The following is a 26138-nucleotide window of genomic DNA, read 5'->3' on the forward strand; positions in this document are numbered from 1 at the left end:
TTACCTAACAAAACGGTTATAATACTGCATCGGCATAAACCGGGGCACATAAGGTTCGACACCGATACTGTCTAAATAATCGTTCATTTGCGCCTTTGACTTAAATTTAGAGATATCTTTTGATCCAAAATCAAGAACAACATATTCAACCTTTGCACTATCCCATCTCGACTCACAACAAGCCAACAAGTGTTTGCGGTCGAAAGTAAATTCCGTCACTCCATTTAATACCGTTTCGGCACTATTGGTACTTGCAAAGGCATTTTTCACAAGAGATTCGTCTTGAATACTTGCATAGTCATCCGCATCTATCACTATCATCGAATAAGGATAGACCAATGGCATGCGGTAATAATCCCTGAATCCACAAGAATAGAAAAACGGAGGTGGTATTTTTCCGGCCGTAGGTTGCAATGATTTGATACTATCCATAAAAGAAGACTCCGGAAAACGGGATGACAAAACCTCGCTCATAGCTTCCACAAACACGTTAGCTCCGTCTTTAGTTTCTTTCATCAATACGGTTCCCAGCATATAACTCAAATATCCGGCAGAAGAAATCCCTCCGATTATAGCAAGAAAAGCTATACCTAGCGAGAGAGACAGGGTATTGCGGTTTCGCCGCTTTACTACAGCTATTATTAATGAAGCCAGAACAGTAATACCGCACAAAATGCAGATTACTACTAAAATTATCCCTTTCAGTATCATACGTTTATTCAGAATAAGTGTTGCCTCTCAAAGATAAGTTACTTTTTCGAAAGCTGAAAATCTGAGTACTGATATTCAACCAACAACACTTTGCAACACAGTTGCATTCGTTATCCGGTATCTTTGTATCATTAATTCTAAATAATAACTATAAATATCAAATATATGTCACATTCACATAGTTGCAGCTGTCAGTCTCACTGCGAAACTAATGAACACGAACATGATCACGGGAATGGTTCCTCGTGGAAAGTATACTTACCTGTAGCCGCCAGCCTCATATTATTATTTGCAGGTATCGGATTCGATTACTTCGACACTCCATTTTTTTACGGTTATATTCGCTTGTTTTGGTATATAGCTGCATACATACCTGTAGCATATCCGGTTTTGAAGGAAACGATCGAAGGATTTATGCAAAAAGAATTCTTTACCGAATTCTCTCTGATGTTCATTGCGACATTAGGTGCATTTATTATCGGGGAGTACCCCGAAGGTGTAGCCGTTATGCTATTTTACACCATAGGCGAACTTTTTCAGGGAGCCGCTGTAAATAAGGCAAAAGGCAATATAAAGGCATTACTGGATGTGCGCCCCGACAGCGCATTTGTATACAGAGATGGAAAATACACTCAGGTACCACCAGAAACAGTCAGTATCGGGGAACGGATACAAGTAAAAGCCGGAGAAAAAGTACCGCTCGACGGTAAGATTCTATCCGAGAGAAGCAGTTTCAATACTTCTGCCTTAACAGGTGAAAGCAAACCCAAAACCATACAACAAGGGGAAACTGTACTTGCAGGTATGCTTAACCTTGATAAGGTGATCGAAATAGAGGTCGAAAAAGTATATTCCGACAGTTCCCTAGCCAAAATACTCGATATGGTACAAAATGCCACATCCCGCAAAGCCAAGACAGAACTGTTGATCCGTAAACTGGCTAAAGTTTATACTCCGATTGTGTTTTTTCTGGCAGTAGCGATAACCGTTATCCCGTTCTTTATCGTAAATAATTATATCTTCAGCGAATGGCTGTACCGTGGGCTTGTATTTCTCGTTATATCGTGCCCTTGCGCACTGGTAATTTCTATTCCTTTAGGATATTTCGGGGGGATAGGTGCAGCATCGTCTCATGGGATACTATTCAAAGGAGCCAATTATCTCGACCTGATGACGAAGGTTAATACTGTTGTCATGGATAAAACAGGTACACTTACGGAAGGTGTTTTTAAAGTGCAGAGAGTAGAAACGATAAGCAGAGACAGTGATAGTTTTCTGGAGATAATAGCATCACTCGAAAACAACTCCAACCACCCGATAGCAAAAGCCATATCTGCATATCGTGGAGACAAAATCCTACTGGAAGTATCGGAGGTAGAAGAAATTCCGGGACATGGGTTAAAGGGTACAGTAAACGGACAAACCGTTTTGGCCGGAAACACCAAATTGTTGAAGAAATACGGTATTTCGTACGATCCGGTAATTGATACTATCGTAGAAACCATTGTCGTTGCGGCTATCGATAATCAGTATGCAGGATACATAACTATTGCCGACCAAGTAAAAGAAGACGCGGAAAAAGCCGTTGCTGAAATGCATCGCTTAGGAATACGGAAAACAGTTGTACTGAGTGGAGATAAAACCTCTATAACCGAAAAACTGGCCCGAAGCCTTGGTATAGATTCTGCCTACGGAGATTTATTACCCGAAGACAAAGTTCATTATCTGGAACAACTAAAAGCAGACAAAGAGAATATTATTGCATTCGTAGGAGACGGCATTAACGATGCTCCTGCATTAGCTCTCAGCGATATCGGCATTGCTATGGGAGGTATGGGAAGCGATGCAGCTATAGAAGTAGCCGATGTGGTAATACAGACCGATCAGCCGTCCAAAATAGCCACAGCCATAAATATAGCTAAAGCAACCCGGCAAATTGTTTTTCAGAATATCATACTGGCCATCGTTATAAAGGTTGCAGTACTATTTCTAGGGGCATTCGCTGTTGCCAGTATGTGGGAAGCCGTATTTGCCGATGTGGGTGTAGCACTACTTGCCATACTGAATGCAGTCCGCATTATGAAGAAAAAGTTTTAACCATATCAAAAGCAAATCACCTCGACCGAAAGACTGAGGTGATTTGATCTTATTATTTCTTACTTCAAAAAATCGCTTATCTTGTCAAACGTTAATCTGAACTGATAATCTACTTCGTCAGCAATTTTTGTCAGTGACGGAAACGGATCTTCGTGTTTGTACTTATAAGGAAAATCAAGTATATCGACTCTAATTGGCACATCGCGTTTACTGCCTTTCAGTGTATTAATAACCTCATAGGCAGGTACAACCTCATCCTGAGCTAAAGTCACAGCATAGAACTGATGGCTCATGGAACGGTATTTTTCATCACGGTAACTAGTCAAAGTTTTATAGTTGAGCATACATCTGAAATTAACCCCCTCTTCGTAGGGTACATTCAAATATTTGTGAAGAAGCGGATCATTTTTCATATGGCTATCCAGATGTTCCACCACATACGAATACAGGCTCACATTGGCTTCACTATCAAGTATAAACTTTGAAACGGGCGATAAGCGGTTAAAAACAGCTCCACCACAGAAAGTAGCATACCGGGAGTCCGAAAAGTATCCGTTTTTGTTACTCATCATCAATATTTCACCCAAGAAAGTCCCGATGGAATATGAAAAAAAGTCGATTCCGGCATCAGCATCAATTGCAGGATGATTTCCGGCTTTGATGTTTTCCACAAACTGGATCACATCATAATAGGTTTGTAACCCCGACCAGATAAACCGCTGAGGCTTATTATGTAAACGGGTACTGATAGCTACATTAGACAAGCTTGAGCTGATAACAAGCGGATGCCTCAGCTTGCGCTGTTCGCTTATCTTGTACATTTCATGAGCATTGCTCCATACTGCAGGGGCACGGTTCATATGAAAAGCAATAGGGAACATTACAATTCCTTTACCGGTTTTTTCTGCCAGATATTTAGCCCAAGGCAAATATTTGCTCCAGTATTTTTCATTAAAACCATGAAAAAACAGAATTATGTCTTTTGCTTTCTTCTGGTCTTTCCGCATAATTACATGATAACGGAACTTAAGATTCTCGGTAATTTCAGCATCTGTTTTATTCAGCATATCCTGAATAATATCAGGCTCATATTCTTCCGAAATTCCGTGCGGATATTCATAATCGGTTTTATTATCCTCTCCTCCGGGAAGGATTGAACAGCTTTTCACTTCAAAATCGAAGTTTCGCAATACGAGATTTTCATCTATTGCTATCTCATCATCTGTATAATTTTCGATTGCTTTAAGATGATTGAATAAATCAATGTATTTCATCGGCCTTTCAAATAAAAAAACAGTTTAATCCACTTTATTGTATTGACTTTAAAGTTACATATTATTTACTGAGCTATACAATTAACCCTAGCATTGTTTTGTTAAGAATTGTAATACTCATTTTATAAAAAAATCTACCCGAACAAATCTATCAAATCAAATTCACCCCAATAGATATGGGTATAACCGGCCAAAACGTTTTTATACCGCAAAAGCCCGGTATCGGTCGCCACTCCTTTGGCTGTATATATAGTAGCCTCAGAGGACAATTTTCCGTCATTTTCTATCCTTGAATAATGAAACTCATGCCCTTTCACATTCAACCCTGCATACTTAAATGCACGATACCCCAGCTTCAGCTTCATATTTTGCATAGTTGCTTCCTGAGGGAAAATACCAACAACAGGGTATTTCATCCCTTCTTTATCTACAATAGATTCACATAAATACATCATACCACCACATTCGGCCCAGATATTACCTCCTCGATCTGCAAAATCTTTCATAGCTGCGAGCATTTGTTTATTGCCACTCAACTCGAGTAAATATAATTCGGGATACCCTCCGGGAAGATATATCAAATCAGCATCGGGTAAGTATCTGTCTCTTAGCGGACTAAAAAAGTGCACGTTGTATTTTTCTCCGAGTGCAGATATATTCTCCTGATATACAAAATTGAAGGCTTCGTCAAAAGCGACAGCCACATTTAATGCTTTGTTTGTATCCCTACCCGATTCTTTCATATACTCAAGAGGCTTAGCCTGAGTAATCTCCAACAGACGATCAATGTTGATATGTTTTTCAACCAGCCCGGCTACTTTATCGGCAAATTCATCAAATACGAACTGCTCATCGATATTTAATCCCAAATGCCGGGAAGGAATCTCCACTTCGGCATTTTTCGGCATATAGCCTAAAGCTTCCAATCCTACATCAGTACAAGCATCTTTCAGAAAGCTGTAATGAGATTCGGACGCCACAAAATTAAATATAACACCTGCAATATTGATATCCTTATAGAAATTCTTAAATCCGTAAAGTAATGCAGCAGCAGAATATGCCATCGATTTGGCATTAATAACCAATATCACCGGCTGACCTGTCAAACGGGCAACAGAAGCACTACTGCCCTGCATACGGTCATACCCGTCGAAAAGCCCCATTACACCTTCGGTCACACACACATCCTTATCGTGGGCATACTTCGCAAAAATAGTTTTGACATGAGATTCGGACGCCAAAAATAGATCCAGATTGACAGACTTATTACCCGAAGCCAGATCATGGTATTTAATATCGATATAGTCGGGACCGCATTTGAATGGCTGTGTAGATAATCCTCTTTTTCTCAAGGCCCTCAACAATCCCAAAGTGAGAGTTGTTTTGCCCGACCCAGAAGTGGTTGCCGAAATTAGAAATCGTGAACTCATAAAATGTATAGTTTTACTATACTTACAAAGATAGTACAAAACAGATTTTCTGTACAGAAATTTTCATCCATATTGTAAAGGCGGCTCGCCGATAAACGACAAGCCGCCTGGAGATAAAAACCATTAACTGAATAATTAATCAAAAGTAAGCATTAAGTAACTGTTATTTAAACAATATCAAATGCTATATCTTATTTATACAAAAATTAGAAATCGAATGTTTCGGGATCAGACCCCAGCCTCTGATTCTTATTCAATGCACTTATCCGGGATACATCTTCGGCCGAAAGCTGAAAATCTGTAATACTCAGGTTTTCAATCAATCTTTCGCGGCGCACCGATTTTGGTATTACAATAACGCCTCTCTCATGATTCCACCGTAGAACGATCTGAGCCGGTGTTTTGTCATATTTTTTTGCCAGCTCCAATATTACCGGATTGCTCAGTACATCGGACTTACCGGCTCCCAAAGGCCCCCATGCCTGAGGATATATTTTTTTTGTTTTGCAATAACTCACCACATCTTCCTGGGTCAGATACGGATAACATTCTATCTGATTAACTGCCGGAACGATGTTCGCGTGCCTCAACAGATCGTCAAGATGGTGCGGATTATAATTGCTTACACCTATAGCCTGTGCCTTACCTTGTTTATAGATGTGTTCCATTTCGTTCCATACCGACACGTATGTCTCTTTTACAGGCCAGTGCACCAGATAAAGATCTACATAATCAGTATCCAGATGTTTAAGACTGGCATTTATAGCTTCCTGAATTTGTCCCGACCTCTGATCGGCATTCCATAGTTTTGTAGTAAGGAAGATATCCTGACGTGGAACGCCCGAGTCTCGTATCGCCTTTCCTACAGCTTCTTCGTTACCATATATCATAGCAGTATCAATATGTCTGTATCCTACAGATAACGCAAGCTTTACAGTTTCGTAAGCAATATTTGCATCTTCTACACGAAAGACCCCCACCCCCACAGCAGGTATCTTAATGCCATTATTCAAAACAAACTCTTTCATACTTTTATATTTCATTTTAGTTAGAACACTTAAGATACAGATTTAGCCGACTCAAAAAGTCTTTTTAACAAAAAAAAACTGAGACCTTCACAAAAGTGCCTGATCCCAGAGTTTATAATACGGATAATATCCGTCATATTATAATGTTTTTACTTGATTTTCAAGATGCTCCAAATACGCTTTGCGATAAGCGTCAACATTAGGGTTTTTCATCACATCATAAAAATGGAAACCTTCGGTTCTTGCTAATCCTATAAAAGAATTCATCTGGTGGAACCCGAACATTACCCCTTCGTCTACACCATGCTGTCTGAAAAATTCGTCCTCGAGAGTAAATGCTTCCAAAGGAGCATTCCATGTTGTAGTCAACATATATTTACGACCCTGAAGAGCTCCTCCGGTTCCATAATGACGGGTAGGATTGATCGAGTGACGCCCATCGCTTATATAAATTTTCCCATGTCCTTCAGTAAATACCGTATCGATATATTTTTTCAATCCATAAGGTACCTGAAACCACCAGATAGGAGTATGATAAATAATTAAATCTGCCCATACATATTTTTCAACTTCTTCCGCCAAATCGTATGGCTCATTTATATCGGTTACCTTCACTTCATATCCATGGCTTTTAAGAAAATCCACAGTCCATCCTGTTAATGTGTGGTTGAACTCTCCTCCTGAGTGTGCAAACTTCTGTCCGCCGTTTATTACAAATACTTTTTTCATATCATTATGTCTTTTTATAATTTCTGATGCAAAAATAAGCAGACATTTTCAATAAATAAAATAATATAAATTATATATTTGCATCATAATTATAATAAATAAGATTATGGTCAATCTGGAATGGTTCAGAACCTTTAAAGCAATATACGAGACAGGGTCGCTTACATCGGCTGCCAATAAGCTATTTATCTCGCAACCGGGTGTAAGCCTTCACCTCACATCATTAGAAACTCATGTAGGATACAAGCTATTTGACCGAGGAACTCGTAAAATGATTCCTACCGAACACGGAAAGATTCTGTATAACTCGATAGTTGAAGGAGTGGATAAACTGGAAGCCGCCGAAAAGCATTTTTTTAGGAATACCCATTCCGATAAAGCCAGTATCAGCATCGGGATGTGCTTCGAGACATTTCAGGCAACGCTCGAACCTTATATAAGTGAACTGCCTTTTGATCTGATATCGCGGTTCGGATGTTATGACGAAATGCTCTCTGATCTGGAAAAAGGTTTACTGGACTTTGTTATCTCTCCACAAAAGATAGAATCTGTGAACATGCAGTACACACCTTTCTCTTCCGAAAGAATAGTACTGATTGCAGGGGCAGCAACCGACACCGCCGAATTTAAAGGCATTATAAGCAAAGGAGACTGGAAAGCCTGTGAAAACTGGCTTAATAATCAGTCGTGGTTCGGTACTACAGGCGATATGGAAACCTTGAGGAACTTCTGGATTGCCAATTTCAGGAAGCGTCCCGACCTTAAGCTTAACTATATTGTTCCCAACAAATTGTCGATCATCCGTTGCCTTGCCAACAAAAAAGGATTGGCTATCCTTCCCGATTTTCTATGCAGAAAACAAATCGAGAACGGAGAGTTACAACTCCTTTGGGAAGGAAAAGCCCCCCTCGAAAACACTCTCTATTTCGTTCACAGAAAGAAAACTATATACGAAAAGGAACTGCAAATACTGAAAGATATTTTTATTAAAGAATTCGAACCTCAGGTTTCGTTCGCCGAAAGCCTGAAATATTAAGAGGCCCTAAGCAAACAGATGCCATAACTGTGTTACCAGAAAACAAACAATAAAACCCATAATAATTGGTAACACTGTGGCAACGGTAGTCCATTTAACACTACCTGTCTCTTTATATATAGTATAGATTGTAGTACTACATGGATTATGCAATAAACTGAACAGCATCAGATTAATACCTGTAAGCAATGTCCATCCTCCGGCATGGAGTATATTGGCGACTTCAGGCTCATTTCCGTCAAAAAGGACTCCGGCTCCGCTTCCTCCTGTTATAGAATTGATGCTAAGCACAGTAAGCATCAATATAGTAGGTATAACGATTTCGTTGGCTGGAATTGCTACAATATAGGCAAGAAGAATAACCCCGTTGAGCCCGATAAACAACGCAAAAGGATCGAAAGCATTTATAGCCCACACGGCAATACTTTGCCCTTCTATATCGATATTGCTGATAAGCCAGATAACAGCACCGGCTGGTGCAGCAAACATTACCGCACGACCTAATACTACCAAAGTACGGTCTATGATCGAAGTATAAATAGTCTGCCATATACGGGGTGGACGATATGGTGGCAGTTCGAGTACGAAAAACGAAGCTTCGCCTTTCAGCATCGTTTTAGACAAAAACCATGATACCAAAAATGTAAAGCCAATACCCAAAACAGCAATACCGATAACGGAACCTGTTGCCACAATATGCGACAATCCTTCGGGTACAACAGCACCGATAAAGATGGTCGCTATCAGTATCTGAGTAGGCCAGCGACCGTTACAGAGCGAAAAATTATTGGTGATAATGGCTATCAACCTCTCACGCGGACTATCGATTATCCGGGTTGCGACCACACCCGCAGCATTACATCCGAATCCCATACTCATAGTCAAAGCCTGTTTTCCATGCGCTCCGGCTTTACGGAACAAATTGTCGAGGTTAAATGCTACACGGGGCAGATAACCAAAGTCTTCGAGCAATGTAAACAATGGGAAGAATATTGCCATCGGTGGCAACATCACGGCTACCACCCAAGCGGTTGCCAGATATACGCCATCAATCAGTATACCACTAAGCCATACCGGAAAATGCAGGCTTTCGCCCACTCCTTTCAAAAAAGGATAAACGATATCTATCAAAAGAGTAGAAAGCATCCGGGACGGATAATTTGCTCCAATAATTGTAATCCATAAAACTATTCCCAGCAAAAGAAGCATGATAGGAAAGCCCCATATCCTGCTAGTCACGATATTATCGATCGCACGATCCATACGGAAAGCCCTCTTTTTATCTTTCGTATATACCGAATCCCCTACTATTTTTGCCGCATCTACATAAATACCCTCCGTCAGGTCATCATGCAGGCGGTTTCCTATATTTTTCCTCAGATCTTCCGCTTCATTCAACAGATTATCCAATTGTTTATTCTTATCTTCCATAGTTTATCCTAAACGCCCCTCCTTCAAAGCAGTTATAATACTGGTATCCCCTTCGAGTAAACGCATAGCTATCCACCGGCTGTTAGGCAAACCGGGGTATAAATCGGTCAGTTTGTTGCTCAGCTTTTCTATGGCTGTAGCTGTCTCACCCAAAACATTTTTAATTCTGTGCGGCTGAGTTACGATCTTGTTTTCAGCCAAATCATATATTGTCTGTAACAAGTTGTCCATCCCTTTATTCGAACGGGCAGTAGTAGGTACAACAGGTATACCCAGATCGCGAGCCAATGTGCGATCATCTACCTCTACGCCATGCCTCGCCGCTTCATCCATCAGGTTCAGGCACAATACAGCCTTGTCTGTGATCTCCAATATTTGTAATGCCAGATTCAGGTTACGTTCCAACCGCCCTGCGTCTGCAACTACAATAGTAACATCAGGTTTTCCGAAGAGGATAAAATCGCGGGCTATCTCTTCATCCTCCGATGTCGACAACAAAGAATAGGTTCCGGGTAAATCAACCAACTTGAAAGTTTTATCCAGATACGAAAAGCTTCCCATAGCTGTCGCCACGGTTTTTCCCGGCCAGTTACCCGTATGTTGCCTCAGGCCAGTCAATGTATTAAACACGGTACTTTTTCCCGTATTCGGATTTCCGGCCAAAGCTACAACATAGTCATAATCGGTAACCTTCTCACCTAATTTTTTCAGGCCGGACGCTGTGTTATATTTGCATGTATTGCATATTTCGTTCATACTTATTCCTCCAACTCTATAAAAATCTGTTCAGCTTGCTCATGGCGCAGAGCTATAAGAGTATCTCTCAGACTATAAGCTACCGGATTACCTAATGGGCTTATATTCTGAACAGTAACAATTGTCCCCCGTACAAAACCCAAATCGAGCAACCTGCGGCGGGCTTCGCCCTGACATTGTTCCGATATGCCTGATATACGGGCCGTTTCGCCATATTTCAAATCCGAGAGTTTCATTCCTTTATTTTTTACCACAGGTTATACCTTATACCCAGAAACAGCTTTGTTCCCTGCAAAGGGGCATAATTGTAACTGGTGTCGAAAGTATACCCGTTCGGGTTATTTATTGGATCATTCACATTCTTATCGAAAGGGTCTTCCGACCTGATCAAAGAAAATTTAGGCTTAAAGTTAAATATATTCTTCACTCCTCCATATACTTCAAAACCTGTACCCTTGAATACTTTCCGCAGCTGTATATTAGCAAGTGTAAACCAGGGTGAATATTCAGGCCGGTAATCATTCGGCTGTACAGGCAAACGCATAGGCCCTGTCCAGTTTCCTGTAAGATTAACAGAGAAATCCTTCGGCAGATCATAATCAACCGTGAACGTCCCACTCCACTTAGGCGCATGCAGCTGTTGTATACGCTGCATTATGCCCTCATCGTTTTTTTCTTTAGAGTAAACATCTTCGTAAGTGATGCCCAACGACACTTTCATAGGTATATTAAATACCATATCTATATTGAGAGATGCACCTTGTGAGATAGCATGCCCATCGAGATTCGCATAAATAATTTTAGTGGGATCGGAATCGAAATCGCCGACAATCTTATTCGTAAAATACGAATAAAAGCCCGTCAGGTCGAAACTTAGAAAAAGCGGATCGGTATTCACCTTCAACACATAATTCAAATTTGTGTTGTAAGATCTTTCGGGCTTCAGATCCTCTTTTATCACCACCTCACGTGCTCCTGTTAAAGCGGCATGGTCTTCTGTAAACAAATTGACAACCCTGAATCCTGTACCAAAGCTTGCCCTGATCGTATTTTTCGTATTAGGAGACAAGCGGTATGCAAACCGGGGCGAATGTACGCTTCCATGATTCTTGTCATAGTCGTACCGATATCCTACCAACAATGTATTTTTATCGTTAATATTCCACTCATTCTGTATAAAAACACCGGGAAGAGGTGTTTTGTTGGGCTTATTCTTCATTCCGTCCGCCGAACTTGTAGCCGGAGTATTATCATCATAATAATTGTAACGGAATGATACACCCAGAAGCAAGTTATTTTTAGCCCCTATCGGCTTATCCCAATATGCTTGGGCAAAAAAGACCTGCTGCTTTGCCATATACGGAGTATTGCCATACCACGAATCCTGTTCGTGCCAGTTGTAAGAATACTGTGTATAGATATTTTCGGCTGTTGGTAACTGATATGCGCCAAATAGTTCTACTCTATTGGTATATACACTCTCGCCATAGATAGAATCACTTCCACGCCAGCTTTTGTTCCAGTTCATTTCTCCTCCCCAACGATCTTCATACACATATCTCGCTCCTATATTCGCAATCTTACCATCATCGCGTTTAAAATTCCATTTATTAAAAATCGAAATGCGATTCTGTATCGTTATATCAGTAAAGTTGTCGTTGTTCTTATCTTTCTTATCATTATAAATAAAATAATTTATCCCTAACAGAGATGTTACCTTCTTCCCTATATTAAATTTAAAAGAACCATCTATATTATATTCGTTCCATGTAGTACCAAAGGCATCAAAACTAACCAAAGGAGCATTCTCGGGATTCTTTGTTATTACATTTATAATCCCTCCCATAGCTTCTGAGCCATACAACGACGAAGCCGGACCTTTAACAACCTCTACCCTTTCGATCAGGCTATTAGGGATACCATTCAAACCATAAACCGTAGACAGGGCACTGACAATAGGCATCCCATCTATCAGGATCATTGTATATGGGCCTTCCATCCCGTTAATATGTATGTCGCCGGTATTACAAACATTACAGTTGATCTGGGGTTTTATTCCATTTATCATTCCGATAGATTCGAACAAAGAAGGCGACGGATTCTTATGGAATAATACAGGGGTGACAACTTCAACCGAAATCGGGCTGTTGAGTCTGCTTACAGGACGCATAGTCCCAGTAACCACCACTTCAGCCAGAGAACTGTCGTCCGGTTCAAGTTCTACATATAAAGTATCTTCCTTTCCGTTTTTCACTGTAATATTTTGTTTTTGCGATTTATACCCCAAACTACTGACTTGTAATTGATAATTTCCCTGAGGGACTTTCTTTATCTCGAAATAGCCCATAGAATCGGTAGTTGTACCCATATTTAGCTTTGGCAAACTCACCGACACAAAGTCCAAAGGTTTGCCTTCGCTCTTCACAACTCCTTTTATTATATTCTGAGCTAAACTATTCTGAACAAACAGAACAAAGCCCACCATAAGCAACATTACCAATCTCATAACAACCAAAACAAAACTATTAGAAAAACAAAATTACAAAGTTAGATTAACAAAACAATTTTATTTGATGTTTTTTTCATCAAAAATTCCTTTTTTAATATCTTTGTTGTATGATATCATCAACAGAAGAGAATTACTTAAAGACTCTACTCCATCTGGAAGAAAAAACAGGTGAAGCTACAGCCAATGACTTGAGTAAGCTGCTTAACATCAAAATGTCTACAGTGAACAGCATGATGAAGAAGTTAGCCGAAAAAGGATTTGTCCATTACGAAAGCTATAAGCCTGTAACACTCACCGACACAGGAAAGAAACAGGCAGCATTAATATTACGTAAACACCGCTTAGTAGAAATGTATCTGGTGGAAAAGATGGGATTCGGCTGGGAACAGGTACATGCCATAGCGGAGCAGATTGAGCATATACAATCGCCGGTCTTCTTCGAAAAGATAGATGAATTGCTGAATCATCCGACAGCCGATCCTCATGGTTCGCCGATACCGGACAAGGATGGCAATATCAAACCAACCAATTTTTTGAAATTAAGTAACTGTTGTGAAGGTGAGCAGGTTCGATTCTCGGCTGTAATAGATTCTAATGCAGAGTTTCTGCAATTCCTTACCAAGCGCAACCTTACACTGGGAGTCATTATCAAAATTATTACTATCGAAATATTCGATGGTAGCATGACGGTTTCTTACAATGGGAATAAGAATGAAGTATTGAGCCGGATAGTTTGCGACAAACTTCTGGTTACCAAATAAAAAAAACGCCTGCTAAAGGAATTAACAGGCGCTTCGTATTTTATATCACTATAAGCTTATTTCTTCAAAAGAGCTTCGTAAGCTTTACTATCAAGCAGTTTTTCTAACTGAGTCTTATCTGTAAGTTTAACTTTTATGATCCAGCTATCGAAAGGAGCGCTGTTAATCAAAGCCGGTTTTTCCGATAATTTACTGTTCACTTCTTCCACTTTTCCCGAAAGGGGAGACAAAAGATCGCTTGTTGCTTTTGAACTTTCTACAGCCCCAAACTCATCACCCTGAGATACATCTTCTCCAACTTCGGGCAGATCTATAAAAACAATATTACCTAACTCATGCTGATTAAAATCGGTTAGACCGACATACGCATATTCACCTTCTACTTTTACCCATTCGTGAGATTGGGTATATAATAATCCATCTACTACTTTTGCCATAATTTAATGTAGTTTTAAAGTCTCAGACCTTTTTATTTATTTGGTTAATGTAATTACAATAAGTTGTCATGATCCAAAAATACATCATTAAACACTTATTGTTTAATTTAAATTGTCATTAATTATCCTTCCTGAAACAAGATATCCAGAAAACGGGTTTTATCTAAATTAAATATATAATCTTCAATTTTGACGTCTTTCAGAATATCTTCCACCACAGCCCTTTCGTACTGTACATTGCGAAGCATCTTGAACAGTGTATCGATGTCGCCAACCAAAAAATAGTCACCTACGATATTAATATCTTTGATAACACCATTCTTTATCTCCAAACGTATCTGAATCTCTCCGGCATCACCGTAACTATGTTTCACTAATGTATAGCGGGGATTGTTACCAAAGATAAACTCTTCGCTCAGATATTCTTTCTCTATTTCTTCGATCTTTGCTATTTCTTCTACCGTAAGAACACGCTCACTGTCGCATAGATTGGTACGGACAAAGTTTTTGAACTCATCAATACTCAGGTCGATGTATTCCGACAGGTTGGTCACACGCTTACGGACCGACTCTACTCCTTTTGTTATCAGCTTCTTGTCATTCGGTGTGATAGACATTACGAGTTTCTCGAGGTCAGTATTGAAAAGCATGGTTCCATGTACAATACTTTTCTCGGGAGTACGGTAGAAAGCGTTACCCGAAACCTTCTTTTCATCGACAGTAATATCGTTTCTTCCGGAAGCAATTGCGTTAATACCCAATTTTTGTAAAATCAGAGCCACCCGTTGCAAATAACTCAGGAAAGTAAAGCTAACATTACGGTCTTTGGTTATATACGAAAACATAATATTACTGAAATCGGCATAAACGCATCCGCCACCCGATTTCCGCCGGTATGTTTCGATACCATTGGCCCGTACATATTCGAGATTAACCTCATTTTCCATCAATTGGTTACGTCCGAAGATAACTGTAGGATTCACCTGCCACATAAAAAAGCATTCGTCTGCATCAATATACCGGGCTATGTATTCTTCCATCGAAAGATAGAACGACAGCCTTCTGACCTTATCGTCGGGTAATGCTATATATATCATAGATTATATTTTGATTTATTTTCAAGTACTGAAACAACCTTCGCTAAAGAATTGTTCCCTACAATCTGATTTAAACTCAAACCGGTTGAGCTACAACCTCACGATATTCGCTACGAAGCAGAGCTATTTCTTTGGCATACCCGTCCAGTTCGTTCGGGGTCTCGAGATTGAAAGGCAGGTGACGCAATTTGGGATGATTGATAACCTTACGGAAAGTTTCCAAGCCAAGGCTGCCTTCGCCTATTTTCTGATGACGATCTTTGTGGCTTCCCATCGGGTTCATACTATCATTGAGGTGAATAGCCTTCAGACGGTCAAGTCCGACAATCTTGTCGAACTGCTCAATAACTCCATCCAAATCGTTTACTATATCATAGCCTGCATCATATATATGACAGGTATCGAGGCAAACCCCCATCTTTTCCTGAAGCTTTACACCGTCTATTATCTGGCGCAGCTCTTCGAAAGTTCGTCCGACCTCACTGCCTTTTCCGGCCATCGTTTCCAGCAGCACAATTGTCTTTTGTTCGGGCTTGATAACCTGATTCAACGCATCAATAATCTGTTCGATAGACTCTTCCAGCTCCTGAGTAGTATAACTTCCCGGATGGAAATTGTACAAGTGGCAGGGAAGCATCTCCATACGGGCAAGGTCATCAGCCATCATTTCACGGGCGAACTTCCTTGTTTCGGGTTTTGCCGAACATAAGTTCATTGTATATGGGGCATGAGCCAACAATGGGGCAAAATTATTCTCCTCAACCAAGCGGGTCAAAGCCTCGGCATCTTTAGGTACAATCTCTTTACCGCTACCTCCACGAGGATTACGTGTGAAAAACTGGAATGTATTGGCTCCAATCGCCAAAGCATCTTTACCCATTGCTTCGTATCCTTTCGATAACGAAAGGTGGCATCCTATATTTAGCATATATGTATTATTTAAATAGTTTTCTTGAATGTGTTATAAAGGTAAGCCTATTTTTCGCCATTACAGCACCAATAAACCTCTATGTAATATAATTTTTATTGATAATCAAGATATAGATTTTAGTTTTCACGAATTATCCATTCCGAATTTGCAGAATAAATACCATTATATATTTCATGTTCGCTTATAAATATTGAATGCATTTCTGTAGAATCAATATTAATTGTATTTTTTATGAAATATACAGTTTTAATTCCTAACGTATCATTACTCATATAGTCCATATAATTTACCCGTTTAACAAACTCATATTTTTTCTTTTCGTTATTAAAGGTAAATGCATTTTCTGAAAAATTACCCTTATCGGAAATTGCTGTCTGAATTATAAAAGAGTTTTCATCAACAGTCTCATCAGGAATTAAAGAATTATCCATTAATAAAATACGTCCTTCATTCTCTTGCCGTAAAAAGGTTATATTATCTTCTAAAATTGTGTCACTCCCGCTGATATGATATATTTTTATTATATCATCCCACTTCAATGTATCATTTGAGTTTTTACTATACCCTTGATTAACTACCCTTTTTATCGGACCTAGATATGTAACAAGAGAGTCTTGAACTAAAAAGAGATTCTCCGATCCATCTTTTGAAAAATCAATTGTTGATAAATTGGGTTTTCCGGAACTCTTTCGAACCTGAAAATAAAATATCAATGCCAGAGACAAAAAGAGAATTACACTACTTCTCTTTATCAAAACATTCATTTCTTTTGCGCTCTTGTTTTTCCGGTAATATGGTCTATCGATATTTTCGCAGCCATCACCCTGTTCCATAGTTTATCGGTATACGCTTCTCCTTCGGGTACAAAATCTTTCGAATATTTATATACCAGAGCCATCAAAGCTGTCCGCTTTTCTTCGTCCGAAAGGCTGGCTTCGACATGCCCGTAAACAATCACACTCTCGTATTCGGTCGCAAATTCATCAGGTAATACTTCGGTACGACCGACTATACAAAAAGAGACTTTGCCTCCTTTTATCAGTTCCTCTGCCTTCTGTCCGGCAGTGGCACTATGTATATAGATGGCATTTGCGGCCTTATCATAAGCATAACTGATAGGTATTCCGTATGGATAACCATTATCAGAATTACCCAAATTCAGGTATCCAAATTCTGCAGTATCGAGTAACTCCTCTATTCTTTGATCATCCAGAACCCTGTCTTTGCGACGTATCGCCCTAAACTCCTGATTTTCTTCCATCTTAAAATCTTCTGATACTTCATTTGTTATTAATCAGGGAACGGGGTCAAACCCATGTCCTCCCCACGGATGGCATCTTGCTATTCTTTTTATCGCCAGCCACGTACCTTTAAACGGACCGTACTTTTTAACTGCTTCTATCGCATATTCGGAACAAGTAGGGCTATACCTGCATGTAGGAGGCTTAAGCGGTGATATCGAGTAACGGTAAAAATAAACCAAACCCAATACTATGGACGATAATATCTTACGAATTATTTTCATTACCAGTTCCTGTTACAAGCCTTTCATTCAACACAGCCACCGTTTTCAGCATGGCTTTCTCTATTGCAGCATAATCGGGTAATTCGTCTTTCAGATACAAAAAGGCAATATCGAACGACTTCCCTGTGCTGAGTGCAATTTCTACAAAAGCTTGCTTATTCAGTCGGAAAGCTTCTCTGACCAATCGCTTTACCCTGTTCCGTTTATTAGCACGTTTAAATCTCTTTTTCGAAACACTTACCAGAATAGCGACCGGAGGCAGCCCTTCTTCGGGCTCGCGCATTGTATAGACTATCCGCAGCGGGTATGCGATAAAGCTATCGCTTCCGGCGAATAATGAATCTATCCGCTTTTGGGCGTATATCCGTTCTTCTTTTGATAATGTATATTCTATCTTATTCAATCTTTCTCTATTTATACGATACTGTACCGGGTGGTAACAAAGGTATACAAAAAGGTGTACTAAAAGGTAACACTGCCCACAAAATTGTCACCTGCGGAACAAACTCACTTTCAAAGCTTCAGAGCTAAAAAAGTGACAAAGGTGACAAAAGTAACACTTAAATTCGTTTTTTTTATTTTTATTATCTATTTGCATCGAATATTTCTTTATAGATAAAATGTTGCAAAACATATACCCCAATTATTTCTATCTGAACATTATTCTTATGTTTGCCAATAACGCATATATTAAGCTTAACCACTTTACTTATTACTAATACTTTGCCTGACAAACTGAACTGGTATTTATTTATATACAAAACAACACTCATAAATTAAAAATCAACCTATAAAATAACAAACAACATTATTCCTAAAATATAGGATTTTACAAACTATTTAAACGTTAACCCATGAAAAGACAAATTTTGTCGTTAATGCTTTTTTTAAGCATTAGCGGAGTGACAACTATGTTTGCACAAACCAGTTCAGAACTTCCAGTGAAGGTAGCCGAAATTACCAAAATGGTAAAATTAGATAACGAGCAGCAGTCGAAGCTCCTCTTTTTCAATTATATGTTTGAACAGCGAATGGACTCGGCTATCTACCAAATTGAGAATATCGATGAAGCATCTGATCTAATATTCAAAGCAAAGAGAAACTTTAATGACAGTTTCATGATGTTATTATCTGATAAACAAAAAGCCGAATATATCAGACACAGTTCCTTCTCGGAAATAACCATGAAAACCGAAGCTAAGATTAAGATTCTGCGGAAGTCGGGAGATTATAACGACAGCGATCTCGAGCAGGCACATAAAGAGATATTCGAATATTTTATGTTGGAAAAATTTGTTTACGTAAACGACAGGTACAACATAGAACGCCAGAAAGAAAATATAGCACAATTAAAAAAGCTTGAACCACAAACTCTAAAAACAGCCAATGCTTTGCAAAAAGCAAAACATCAGGGAATAACATACCAAAACGGGTATAAGTGGTAAACCTATAAATCAACACTTATGAAATTCAAACCAAACAATATATGTATACTAATATTTCTAATGATATTTAGTATCACTTTTTCTGTTGCCCAGAATAAGGCCGACAGCATCCAACCTACCCGCAACCAACTTATAAAGTATGCTTATCGGAATCTTAATGGAGTAGGCGTCACTCTTAGCTATATGAAAGCATACAATATATTCAAGCAACTGGCCGAAGACGGGGATGCGGAAGCCTGTAATGCTTTAGGAATGATGTATAAACACGGACTCGGAGTAAAGCAAAACGATATTAAGGCATTGCACATGTTTGCCGTTGCCGCGCAAAGAGGTTATGCAAAAGCAGCTTACAACCTCGGTATAGCATATAAGAATGGACACGGCGTCGAGCAAGATTTTACTAAAGCGGCCCGGCTTTTCGACCGCGCTGCCGAAATGGGATTCAAAGATACCGATTATGCCATAGCTTATTCTTACCACAAAGGGCAAGGCCGGAAACAAAACTATAAAAAAGCTATAGAATACTTCGAAGCCGGAGCCGAAAAAGGGAACGCTTCCTGTATGTTTTACTTAGGATACAGTTACCTGAAAGGATACGGTGTAGAGCGTAATGTGGAACAAGGAAAGTTCTGGATCGAACAGGCTGCAAACAAGGGTATGAGCCGCGCAGTAGACTTTATAGCCAGAGTAGACCCTCACGAATACGGAAAACCTCGTACTAGGCTGAAAGCAAATCCCGATGATAAGTTAAGCGCACAAATTCCGCTAAGATGCCTGCCTGTAGAAAATACAAGTAATATAGTACAAAATATATCCGGCGAATGGATCGGAAAACTAATAACATACGACTGGTCGGGCGAAATAATTGAAGAAGAAACGGAGCTGAAAGTAGTATTCGAAAACGACAACAACAACATCAACGGGCTATGGGTCGAAAATGAAGAAAATCCGATCAAAATCAGTGCCATAAGCACTGATTCGACATGGATATTCGACAATACTCTGTTACACGAAAACAAACGCCCTCTGGAAATGAAAAACGGGCAGTTTAAACTCGAATACAAAGACGGAATCGATTATCTGGTGGGCAATATATCTTTATATAGCGAGGTAACCCGCGAAAATACCCCGCCCAATTATGTAATACTACAACGCAGTACTGTTAGCCAGCCTATAATAGCGGACGAAGCAAAAAAGACGGCACAAGCATACCCTAACCCATTTGCCGATATGTTGACAATACGGTTTAATGCAGTAGAAAGCGAAAATATCCAAATATCCATTTTCGACATAGCAGGAAAACAAGTATATAATCAGAAAGAAAGTAACGTATCCGCTGGAGAGAACCAAATAAACATAAACACCTCCCAATTAAGCAAAGGTAGTTATGTATTACGGTTAGCCGGCGAAAGCACGAAGTATTCAACAATTATAATAAAGTAGCGCTATGAGAAAACACTATCATAAATTGATTGCAATACTATTTATTTGCATATTTGCATTACAGCCCGTCAAAGCTTGGGATAATAACGGCGGTTGGGGAGACAACGACGATAACTCATATAACAATGGCTGGGGAAACGAAGATGATTGGTGGAACGACACCTATGGCATTGGTGGTAACAATTGGCTGAATGAAGTAACCGTTACAGATTACGACGATGGCTGGAATAATTGGCTGAACGATTTTTATGCCTGGTCAAACGATACTAGTTGGGATGACAGCTATGTTGATGATAGTTTCTATGATATGTATTATTCAGATTATCTCGCAAGTCTTGATTATCAAGGAGGAGGACAACAAAGTAGTTATGACCAATTCAAAAAGGATTGGAATGATTTAACTCCAGCTGAGAAAGAATTTGTAAAAAACTACCCAGGAACAGCTAAAAATTTCAGTCTAAATGCTACTAAAGCTAAAGCTGGTGCTGCCTCTACAGGCTTACCTGGAGCGACAGATGGACCTCTTGATGCGGTAAGACATGCTTATTGGTCTGCATTAAACACTAGGGATCAAGGTCGTACATTAGCTGAAAAGTTTGGAAATGCACATGAAAGCGACCCTTTTAATGATCCTGCAGTAAAAGCAATGGACTTACACAATAATGGAATCGGCTATGATATAGGAGAACGTGCAGGTACATACCCCAAATGGGATGATCAGAAAGTTTTGAATGAAGTAATGAATGCATATAAAGCAGGAAAACTTTCAATAATTAATCCATAAATATAAACAAGTAATGAAAATTCTAAATATAATTTTCTATAGCACGATAGTATTGGTTATAATCATACTTTTTAGCTGTAAAGACAAAGAAAAGGAAAAAATCATATACAGTTTAGAAAGTATTGGGATTCACCAATCCTTTGATTTGTCAACTATTATAAAAGAAGACTGGGATACCCTTTATATAATCTCTCCCTATGAAGAGTTAGACAGTATTGTCGGAATAAATTTTTCAGAAAGGGATAAAAGTTCCTTAATGATTTCGACTTCCTATGAGGGTTATACAACTTTTGCTTTTATAAAGAATAGGCAAATGGTTAATTATCATCGAATACCCTATACAGCTGTAGACTTTTTCCCATTAATAGATTCGATAAATTACTTTTCACCCAAGCAGAAGTTTATCTTGGATGAAAAAAGGGTGGTAAGTTTGGTAGAGTAATCAAATAGTCAAAGCCTGAATAAAGGATTATTCAGGCTTTATATACAAAAAAATGATCTATGAAAAGATTCGTTTTACTTACCATGATGTTATTCGCTTTCGGAATAGTCTCGAAAACCCAAACGAGTATTACACTAACCATTTCGAAAGAAATAAAAAATAACGAAACTTATCTTAAAGTGTCTCTTAACAATAATAATGCATCTGAAATTATTGTCTTTAATGGAGCACAATGGCCTGGAAATATGGGAGAATATTTAAAATCCCCACTATCATATTATACTTTCATTGGAAATCCTAAAGAATCAACTCAAAAAGAAAGTAGAATAATCGTTATAACCAAAGAAACAGACCCTAAGGACATAGAAAAAGGAATGATGTATGTACCTATACCAGCTAAATCATCAAAAATAGAATCCTATCAATTATTTGGTGTAGACTATGGACCTACCAGAGCTTTTTCAGTATCAGTAAAAGATAAAGCTATTATAAAAAAGGTTCAAGTAAAGGCCAATATTAATTATTTTGATATGCAAACACAAAAAAAATATTCTTTAGAACTTACATCAAATATAATTACATTGTAACTAAAACTAATCATAAATGAAAAATTGGACAATCGGTATTATTGTTTCTATTTCAATATTAAGTTGCAGCAACTTAAACAAAGATGAATTCTTCACTAACAAGCTGAGCAATATAGCTATTAATCAACCATTTCAATTAAATACAATCTTTGAGGAAGATTGGGACACTCTATATGTTATGGCTCCTTATGAACGATTGGATAGTATTAGAGGTGTGAATTTCTCTGAAGGAGATAAGAATGTTTTGATGGTTTCAACATCTTACGAGGGTAATGCGACTTTTGCTTTTATAAAAAATAAAAGAATGGTACAGCATTACATGATTCCCTACACTGCTGTAGATTTTTTCCCATTAATAGATTCCATAAACTACTTCTCACCCAAACAGAAATTCATTTTGGATGAGAATAGAGTAGTAAGCCTGATTGATTAACCGATAAGAAAACGCCGGCTTTATACCATTTAAGAATGCGAATAAAGCCGGTAAATATAAATTATGAAATTGCCTCCATATGATTTTCTATGCATATCCCTGCATATGTAAAACCACCGCCAAAGCCAATAAGCATAAGCTTATCGCCCCGCTTGACCTTACCACCTTTTATTCCCTCGAACCATGCCAAAGGCACAGAAGCCGCAGAAGTATTACCATAGCTACGTACACTATCCAGACACTTATCTATAGGCATATCCAATTCGCTGAAAACCGCCTCCAGCATGCGGTAGTTGGCACTGTGAGGTACAAAGTAGTCCACATCGTCCAGCGACATGTCATTCTTCCGGCTAAGTTCTTTCAAGCCATTACTTAATGTCTGTACAGCCCATTTATAGACTACACGTCCGTTTTGATGGAACTTATCATTAGCTATCACCTCAACCCCACTGATAGGGGCATTCTGATAAGACAAATACAAATCTTTTCCATAATCGCCATTTGTACCTGTTATAGTTTCAAACATGCGACTCTCATCCGAAGCTTCGACCAGAACAGCACCTGCCCCATCTCCGAACAACACACAGGTAGTACGGTCTTCAAGGTCGATCTTCTTCGAAAGAGCATCGGCACCAATCACCAATATCTTTTTATGGGTGTTCGCTGCAATCAGTCCTTTAGCCAAAATCAAGCCGTTCACAAATCCGGCACAGGCAGCAGCAATATCTATTGTTCCCGCATTTTTAATTTTCAACCGGGATTGTACCTGACTAGCTACACTCGGTATAAGCTGATCGGGTGTAGTAGTGGCAATTATAACAAAATCAACATCACTCAGGTCTTTGCCATAATTATCGCTGAGGTTTTCCGCCGCCTTTACGCACATATCGCTCGTAAATTCATCCGGAGCCGAAAAATACCGTTTTTCGATACCCGTCCTGTCTCTGATCCATTTATCAGATGTTTCTATATATTGTTCAAAAAAAGAGTTATTAATTTCATTCTCGGGATGATATATCCCGATAGAACTTATTGTTGCATTCATAATCGTTTCTTATTATATGATAACCGATTTCGCTCTGTTAATTAGCACCATAAAGGATTAAACAAGTCTTTATTCTCTTCCAATCCGGATTATTTATCAAGTCTCCAAACAGTTCAACGCACTACAGAAAACCAATCCTCCGAAAGTACGGCAAATATAAAAGTTTATACAAAACCCAATATATGTCCCCACTGGAATTCGATACTTTTTGCTAAAGAAATATAGAATTTTAACAACCCCATTAACAATAAAAAATAGAAAGACACAGCCTATGCCATTAAAAAGATAGCGGATCCTATTCGAGACCCGCTATCATATATCTATCAACTATATTGGTTTACAAAGTTTGCTTTGCCTTCGTTATGGTTACTTCCAAAACTCTGGACAAAAAAGAAAACTTCTCTTTCATCATATCATATTCTTCACCCGAATCGAAATAGCGGGCTGTACCGCTTACCAGAAAGCCCGTTCCCTGATAATCTTTGTATCCTAACACCTCACGTGTGCCCAGTGTAAGAAGTATCTGATTATTCGCTGTTACATTCTTTTGGGTTTTACGTAAACCATATGCAGGAATCAATATACGTTCATCTTCGGTCACCACCAGATACGAATTCCACGTATTAGCAACATGAGCCCCTTCGGGTGTCCACGAAACAATAGCAACCACACCTTCGTGACTCAACACTTCATAAAATTTGTCTGATAATTTCTTCTGGGTATCCATACTTCTTCTTATTCGTTATTTATTATTTGTTACAAAAGTATGGAAGCCCTTCGGTATAAAAATTAAGCTGGTTTAAGAAACGCTCATAAGACCATTTTTTACCGTACCTTTTTTCTTAACTCGCTCAAGTATTCCGGAGTCAGGCCTAAATAAGAAGCCAGCATATATTGAGGTATCCGCTGTACAAACTGAGGAAACGACGAGGCAAAATGCCAGTACATATCTTCCTTCGACAAGCTGTATATCAGTTTCATCCTAAACTGGTATGCCGCCAACGCCCTTTGAGACATAATTCTGAAATAACGTTCGAGTACAGGAACTTCTTCCAGTAACCGATTGTAATTAGCTGCATCGACAGCTAATATCTCGGACTTCTCGATAGCCTGTACACTATAAGATGATGGAATCTGATCCATAAAACTGAAAAGATCGGTCAGCCACCAATTCTCAAGAGCGAACTGTACAGTCTGCTCCATACCCTTATCATTATAGAAAAACATTCTCAGACAACCCTTAGCCGTAAAATAATACGACTTACAGACTTCACCCTCATTCAGCAGGAAAGCCTTATTATTCAAGGAAAAAGAACCGAAACAATCGCAAACCGTTTCAACTTCCGAATCCTTTAGCGGGACATATTTCTCTATATGATCTATAAGATTCTTGTACATATTACTGTGTTATGAAAAACAAAACTAATCAAAAGAAACAAGAGATTTAAAACCCTGTCATAAAATATACGGAAAACAGACCGGATACAACGCAGATAGAAATCACAAACCCCGAACCCTTAACATTTGTTAATATTTAAGATTTTACAAACTTTTTTTAACTGATTCTGTTTTGAAATAAGAAAGAACTAAATAATTCAAAAAATTCACAAAACATGAAAAAAAAGCTATTTTATATATGCATTTTCTTCTTATCCGTATGTGGGGTAAACGCACAAAACACACAAGAAAATCTATATAAACCAAGTTTTGCAATCAAAACTAATGCTTTGTATTGGTTAACAACAACACCCAACCTCGGTATTGAAATAGGATTATCAGATAAATTCACCTTAGACATCTCGGGGAATTATAACCCGTGGGATTTTGGTGACAACAAAAAAATAAAACACTGGCTTGTTCAACCGGAAATCCGGTATTGGTTCTGCGAAAGGTTTAACGGACATTTCATCGGATTCCACGGACATTATTCCGAATTTAATGTCGGAGGGATTAAAATGCTCGGAATTGAAGAGCACCGTTACGAAGGCAACCTGTACGGCGGAGGTATTTCGTACGGATATCAGTGGGTATTGAGCAATCGCTGGAGCCTCGAAGCAACAGTAGGTGCCGGCTATGCCCACATCGACTACGATAAATACAGATGCGAAGAATGCGGAACTAAATTAAAAAGCGATTCCAAAAACTATTGGGGGCCAACCAAAGTAGGTCTCAGCGTTATTTATATTTTCAAATAAACAGTCGGAAAG

Annotated in this window: 27 protein-coding genes and 1 pseudogene; 10 read left to right on the plus strand and 18 right to left on the minus strand. The window is 38.9% G+C overall.

Annotated features, from left to right (window positions below; translation table 11 throughout):
- The gene (locus BUC12_RS14525) at positions 1-711 is read right to left on the minus strand and encodes a hypothetical protein (RefSeq protein ID WP_062180874.1); all 711 of its coding nucleotides are present in this window, start codon (positions 709-711) and stop codon (positions 1-3) included.
- A 165-nt stretch (positions 712-876) separates the two neighbouring features.
- On the opposite strand from BUC12_RS14525, the gene BUC12_RS14530 reads away from it, so the two are divergent.
- Positions 877-2808: a heavy metal translocating P-type ATPase gene (locus BUC12_RS14530; RefSeq protein ID WP_062180871.1), complete on the plus strand. Its 1932-nt coding sequence runs from the start codon at positions 877-879 to the stop codon at positions 2806-2808.
- Positions 2809-2867: 59 nt separating this feature from the next.
- On the opposite strand, the gene BUC12_RS14535 is transcribed toward BUC12_RS14530, so the two are convergent.
- The 4 genes from BUC12_RS14535 to BUC12_RS14550 all read right to left on the minus strand — a co-directional run bounded on the left by BUC12_RS14535 (position 2868) and on the right by BUC12_RS14550 (position 7269).
- The gene (locus tag BUC12_RS14535) at positions 2868-4082 is read right to left on the minus strand and encodes a DUF6051 family protein (RefSeq protein WP_062180868.1); all 1215 of its coding nucleotides are present in this window, start codon (positions 4080-4082) and stop codon (positions 2868-2870) included.
- A gap of 134 nt (positions 4083-4216) precedes the next feature.
- Positions 4217-5512, minus strand: a complete 1296-nt coding sequence (locus BUC12_RS14540) for a cobyrinate a,c-diamide synthase (RefSeq protein WP_062180866.1) — start codon at positions 5510-5512, stop codon at positions 4217-4219.
- A 206-nt stretch (positions 5513-5718) separates the two neighbouring features.
- Positions 5719-6540: an aldo/keto reductase gene (locus BUC12_RS14545; RefSeq protein ID WP_062180863.1), complete on the minus strand. Its 822-nt coding sequence runs from the start codon at positions 6538-6540 to the stop codon at positions 5719-5721.
- Positions 6541-6678: 138 nt separating this feature from the next.
- On the minus strand, positions 6679-7269 hold the full coding sequence (locus tag BUC12_RS14550; protein WP_062180860.1) for an NAD(P)H-dependent oxidoreductase: 591 nt from the start codon (positions 7267-7269) through the stop codon (positions 6679-6681).
- A 106-nt stretch (positions 7270-7375) separates the two neighbouring features.
- On the opposite strand from BUC12_RS14550, the gene BUC12_RS14555 reads away from it, so the two are divergent.
- Positions 7376-8305 carry a LysR family transcriptional regulator gene (locus BUC12_RS14555; RefSeq protein WP_062180856.1) on the plus strand — a complete coding sequence of 310 codons (930 nt, stop codon included), beginning with the start codon at positions 7376-7378 and terminating at the stop codon, positions 8303-8305.
- Positions 8306-8311: 6 nt separating this feature from the next.
- Here BUC12_RS14555 and feoB read toward each other — a convergent pair.
- The 3 genes and pseudogenes from feoB to BUC12_RS14570 form a co-directional block, all read right to left on the minus strand.
- Positions 8312-10492 (minus strand): annotated as a pseudogene (feoB, locus tag BUC12_RS14560) (ferrous iron transport protein B).
- A gap of 2 nt (positions 10493-10494) precedes the next feature.
- Positions 10495-10728: a FeoA family protein gene (locus tag BUC12_RS14565; RefSeq protein ID WP_062180999.1), complete on the minus strand. Its 234-nt coding sequence runs from the start codon at positions 10726-10728 to the stop codon at positions 10495-10497.
- A gap of 11 nt (positions 10729-10739) precedes the next feature.
- The gene (locus BUC12_RS14570; RefSeq protein ID WP_062180847.1) at positions 10740-12998 is read right to left on the minus strand and encodes a TonB-dependent receptor; all 2259 of its coding nucleotides are present in this window, start codon (positions 12996-12998) and stop codon (positions 10740-10742) included.
- A gap of 110 nt (positions 12999-13108) precedes the next feature.
- Here BUC12_RS14570 and BUC12_RS14575 point away from each other — a divergent pair, with 110 nt between their 5' ends.
- Positions 13109-13762, plus strand: coding sequence for a metal-dependent transcriptional regulator (locus BUC12_RS14575; protein ID WP_062180845.1), 654 nt, complete (start codon positions 13109-13111; stop codon positions 13760-13762).
- Between the two features lie 56 nt (positions 13763-13818).
- Here the strand turns inward: BUC12_RS14575 and gcvH are convergent, their stop codons facing one another.
- The 7 genes from gcvH to rnpA form a co-directional block, all read right to left on the minus strand.
- Entirely contained in the window at positions 13819-14199 is a 381-nt protein-coding gene (gene gcvH / locus BUC12_RS14580; RefSeq protein ID WP_062180842.1) for a glycine cleavage system protein GcvH, read from the minus strand.
- A gap of 122 nt (positions 14200-14321) precedes the next feature.
- Positions 14322-15296, minus strand: a complete 975-nt coding sequence (locus BUC12_RS14585) for a lipoate--protein ligase (protein ID WP_062180839.1) — start codon at positions 15294-15296, stop codon at positions 14322-14324.
- A gap of 76 nt (positions 15297-15372) precedes the next feature.
- Entirely contained in the window at positions 15373-16224 is an 852-nt protein-coding gene (locus tag BUC12_RS14590) for a deoxyribonuclease IV (RefSeq protein ID WP_062180836.1), read from the minus strand.
- Positions 16225-16343: 119 nt separating this feature from the next.
- Entirely contained in the window at positions 16344-17060 is a 717-nt protein-coding gene (locus BUC12_RS14595; protein ID WP_157257535.1) for a hypothetical protein, read from the minus strand.
- A complete protein-coding gene (locus BUC12_RS14600) occupies positions 16988-17488 on the minus strand; it encodes a pyridoxamine 5'-phosphate oxidase family protein (RefSeq protein WP_062180829.1) in 501 nt (166 codons plus the stop codon). The genes BUC12_RS14595 and BUC12_RS14600 overlap by 73 nt, the downstream gene beginning before the upstream one ends.
- 33 nt (positions 17489-17521) lie before the next feature.
- The gene (gene yidD, locus BUC12_RS14605; RefSeq protein ID WP_087880259.1) at positions 17522-17743 is read right to left on the minus strand and encodes a membrane protein insertion efficiency factor YidD; all 222 of its coding nucleotides are present in this window, start codon (positions 17741-17743) and stop codon (positions 17522-17524) included.
- Positions 17736-18155 carry a ribonuclease P protein component gene (gene rnpA, locus BUC12_RS14610; RefSeq protein WP_062180822.1) on the minus strand — a complete coding sequence of 140 codons (420 nt, stop codon included), beginning with the start codon at positions 18153-18155 and terminating at the stop codon, positions 17736-17738. Before rnpA ends, yidD begins: the two co-directional genes overlap by 8 nt.
- Before the next feature lie 451 nt (positions 18156-18606).
- Here rnpA and BUC12_RS14620 point away from each other — a divergent pair, with 451 nt between their 5' ends.
- Genes BUC12_RS14620 through BUC12_RS14645 form a run of 6 tightly spaced genes read left to right on the plus strand, consistent with a single transcriptional unit; the run spans position 18607 to position 22886 of the window.
- Positions 18607-19197 (plus strand): hypothetical protein, encoded by a 591-nt coding sequence (locus BUC12_RS14620; RefSeq protein ID WP_139262070.1) that lies wholly within the window; start codon positions 18607-18609, stop codon positions 19195-19197.
- A gap of 60 nt (positions 19198-19257) precedes the next feature.
- Entirely contained in the window at positions 19258-20640 is a 1383-nt protein-coding gene (locus BUC12_RS14625; RefSeq protein WP_062180813.1) for a T9SS type A sorting domain-containing protein, read from the plus strand.
- Between the two features lie 4 nt (positions 20641-20644).
- Positions 20645-21424, plus strand: a complete 780-nt coding sequence (locus BUC12_RS19750) for a DUF6973 domain-containing protein (protein WP_062180810.1) — start codon at positions 20645-20647, stop codon at positions 21422-21424.
- Between the two features lie 13 nt (positions 21425-21437).
- Complete coding sequence (locus BUC12_RS14635) at positions 21438-21866, plus strand: hypothetical protein (protein WP_062180807.1); 429 nt, start codon at positions 21438-21440, stop codon at positions 21864-21866.
- 59 nt (positions 21867-21925) lie between these two features.
- Positions 21926-22453 carry a hypothetical protein gene (locus BUC12_RS14640; RefSeq protein WP_139262072.1) on the plus strand — a complete coding sequence of 176 codons (528 nt, stop codon included), beginning with the start codon at positions 21926-21928 and terminating at the stop codon, positions 22451-22453.
- 16 nt (positions 22454-22469) lie between these two features.
- Positions 22470-22886 (plus strand): hypothetical protein, encoded by a 417-nt coding sequence (locus BUC12_RS14645; protein WP_062180801.1) that lies wholly within the window; start codon positions 22470-22472, stop codon positions 22884-22886.
- A 61-nt stretch (positions 22887-22947) separates the two neighbouring features.
- Here the strand turns inward: BUC12_RS14645 and BUC12_RS14650 are convergent, their stop codons facing one another.
- The 3 genes from BUC12_RS14650 to BUC12_RS14660 all read right to left on the minus strand — a co-directional run bounded on the left by BUC12_RS14650 (position 22948) and on the right by BUC12_RS14660 (position 25329).
- Entirely contained in the window at positions 22948-23931 is a 984-nt protein-coding gene (locus BUC12_RS14650; RefSeq protein ID WP_062180798.1) for a ketoacyl-ACP synthase III, read from the minus strand.
- A gap of 337 nt (positions 23932-24268) precedes the next feature.
- Complete coding sequence (locus tag BUC12_RS14655; protein WP_062180795.1) at positions 24269-24658, minus strand: pyridoxamine 5'-phosphate oxidase family protein; 390 nt, start codon at positions 24656-24658, stop codon at positions 24269-24271.
- Positions 24659-24756: 98 nt separating this feature from the next.
- Positions 24757-25329 carry a Crp/Fnr family transcriptional regulator gene (locus BUC12_RS14660; protein ID WP_062180792.1) on the minus strand — a complete coding sequence of 191 codons (573 nt, stop codon included), beginning with the start codon at positions 25327-25329 and terminating at the stop codon, positions 24757-24759.
- Positions 25330-25544: 215 nt separating this feature from the next.
- On the opposite strand from BUC12_RS14660, the gene BUC12_RS14665 reads away from it, so the two are divergent.
- Complete coding sequence (locus BUC12_RS14665) at positions 25545-26126, plus strand: DUF3575 domain-containing protein (protein ID WP_062180789.1); 582 nt, start codon at positions 25545-25547, stop codon at positions 26124-26126.
- Positions 26127-26138 lie beyond the last annotated feature (12 nt).

It is taken from the genome of Indolivaga macrotermitis (genome assembly GCF_900128985.1).
GTDB lineage: Bacteria > Bacteroidota > Bacteroidia > Bacteroidales > Dysgonomonadaceae > Dysgonomonas_A > Dysgonomonas_A macrotermitis.

What these genes read in the sequence shown, in the direction of transcription:
- BUC12_RS14625 (WP_062180813.1), top strand. Translation starts at nt 19,258, where the DNA reads ATGATATTTAGTATCACTTTTTCTGTTGCCCAGAATAAGGCCGACAGC.
- BUC12_RS14525 (WP_062180874.1), bottom strand. Translation starts at nt 711, where the DNA reads ATGATACTGAAAGGGATAATTTTAGTAGTAATCTGCATTTTGTGCGGT.
- BUC12_RS14635 (WP_062180807.1), top strand. Translation starts at nt 21,438, where the DNA reads ATGAAAATTCTAAATATAATTTTCTATAGCACGATAGTATTGGTTATA.
- BUC12_RS14660 (WP_062180792.1), bottom strand. Translation starts at nt 25,329, where the DNA reads ATGTACAAGAATCTTATAGATCATATAGAGAAATATGTCCCGCTAAAG.
- BUC12_RS14575 (WP_062180845.1), top strand. Translation starts at nt 13,109, where the DNA reads ATGATATCATCAACAGAAGAGAATTACTTAAAGACTCTACTCCATCTG.
- BUC12_RS14565 (WP_062180999.1), bottom strand. Translation starts at nt 10,728, where the DNA reads ATGAAACTCTCGGATTTGAAATATGGCGAAACGGCCCGTATATCAGGC.
- BUC12_RS14530 (WP_062180871.1), top strand. Translation starts at nt 877, where the DNA reads ATGTCACATTCACATAGTTGCAGCTGTCAGTCTCACTGCGAAACTAAT.
- BUC12_RS14540 (WP_062180866.1), bottom strand. Translation starts at nt 5,512, where the DNA reads ATGAGTTCACGATTTCTAATTTCGGCAACCACTTCTGGGTCGGGCAAA.
- BUC12_RS14585 (WP_062180839.1), bottom strand. Translation starts at nt 15,296, where the DNA reads ATGATATATATAGCATTACCCGACGATAAGGTCAGAAGGCTGTCGTTC.
- BUC12_RS14645 (WP_062180801.1), top strand. Translation starts at nt 22,470, where the DNA reads ATGAAAAATTGGACAATCGGTATTATTGTTTCTATTTCAATATTAAGT.
- BUC12_RS14570 (WP_062180847.1), bottom strand. Translation starts at nt 12,998, where the DNA reads ATGAGATTGGTAATGTTGCTTATGGTGGGCTTTGTTCTGTTTGTTCAG.
- BUC12_RS14665 (WP_062180789.1), top strand. Translation starts at nt 25,545, where the DNA reads ATGAAAAAAAAGCTATTTTATATATGCATTTTCTTCTTATCCGTATGT.
- BUC12_RS14595 (WP_157257535.1), bottom strand. Translation starts at nt 17,060, where the DNA reads ATGGAACAGGGTGATGGCTGCGAAAATATCGATAGACCATATTACCGG.
- BUC12_RS14535 (WP_062180868.1), bottom strand. Translation starts at nt 4,082, where the DNA reads ATGAAATACATTGATTTATTCAATCATCTTAAAGCAATCGAAAATTAT.
- BUC12_RS19750 (WP_062180810.1), top strand. Translation starts at nt 20,645, where the DNA reads ATGAGAAAACACTATCATAAATTGATTGCAATACTATTTATTTGCATA.
- BUC12_RS14640 (WP_139262072.1), top strand. Translation starts at nt 21,926, where the DNA reads ATGAAAAGATTCGTTTTACTTACCATGATGTTATTCGCTTTCGGAATA.
- BUC12_RS14550 (WP_062180860.1), bottom strand. Translation starts at nt 7,269, where the DNA reads ATGAAAAAAGTATTTGTAATAAACGGCGGACAGAAGTTTGCACACTCA.
- BUC12_RS14545 (WP_062180863.1), bottom strand. Translation starts at nt 6,540, where the DNA reads ATGAAAGAGTTTGTTTTGAATAATGGCATTAAGATACCTGCTGTGGGG.
- BUC12_RS14650 (WP_062180798.1), bottom strand. Translation starts at nt 23,931, where the DNA reads ATGAATGCAACAATAAGTTCTATCGGGATATATCATCCCGAGAATGAA.
- BUC12_RS14620 (WP_139262070.1), top strand. Translation starts at nt 18,607, where the DNA reads ATGAAAAGACAAATTTTGTCGTTAATGCTTTTTTTAAGCATTAGCGGA.
- BUC12_RS14655 (WP_062180795.1), bottom strand. Translation starts at nt 24,658, where the DNA reads ATGGATACCCAGAAGAAATTATCAGACAAATTTTATGAAGTGTTGAGT.
- BUC12_RS14555 (WP_062180856.1), top strand. Translation starts at nt 7,376, where the DNA reads ATGGTCAATCTGGAATGGTTCAGAACCTTTAAAGCAATATACGAGACA.
- gcvH (WP_062180842.1), bottom strand. Translation starts at nt 14,199, where the DNA reads ATGGCAAAAGTAGTAGATGGATTATTATATACCCAATCTCACGAATGG.
- BUC12_RS14590 (WP_062180836.1), bottom strand. Translation starts at nt 16,224, where the DNA reads ATGCTAAATATAGGATGCCACCTTTCGTTATCGAAAGGATACGAAGCA.
- BUC12_RS14600 (WP_062180829.1), bottom strand. Translation starts at nt 17,488, where the DNA reads ATGGAAGAAAATCAGGAGTTTAGGGCGATACGTCGCAAAGACAGGGTT.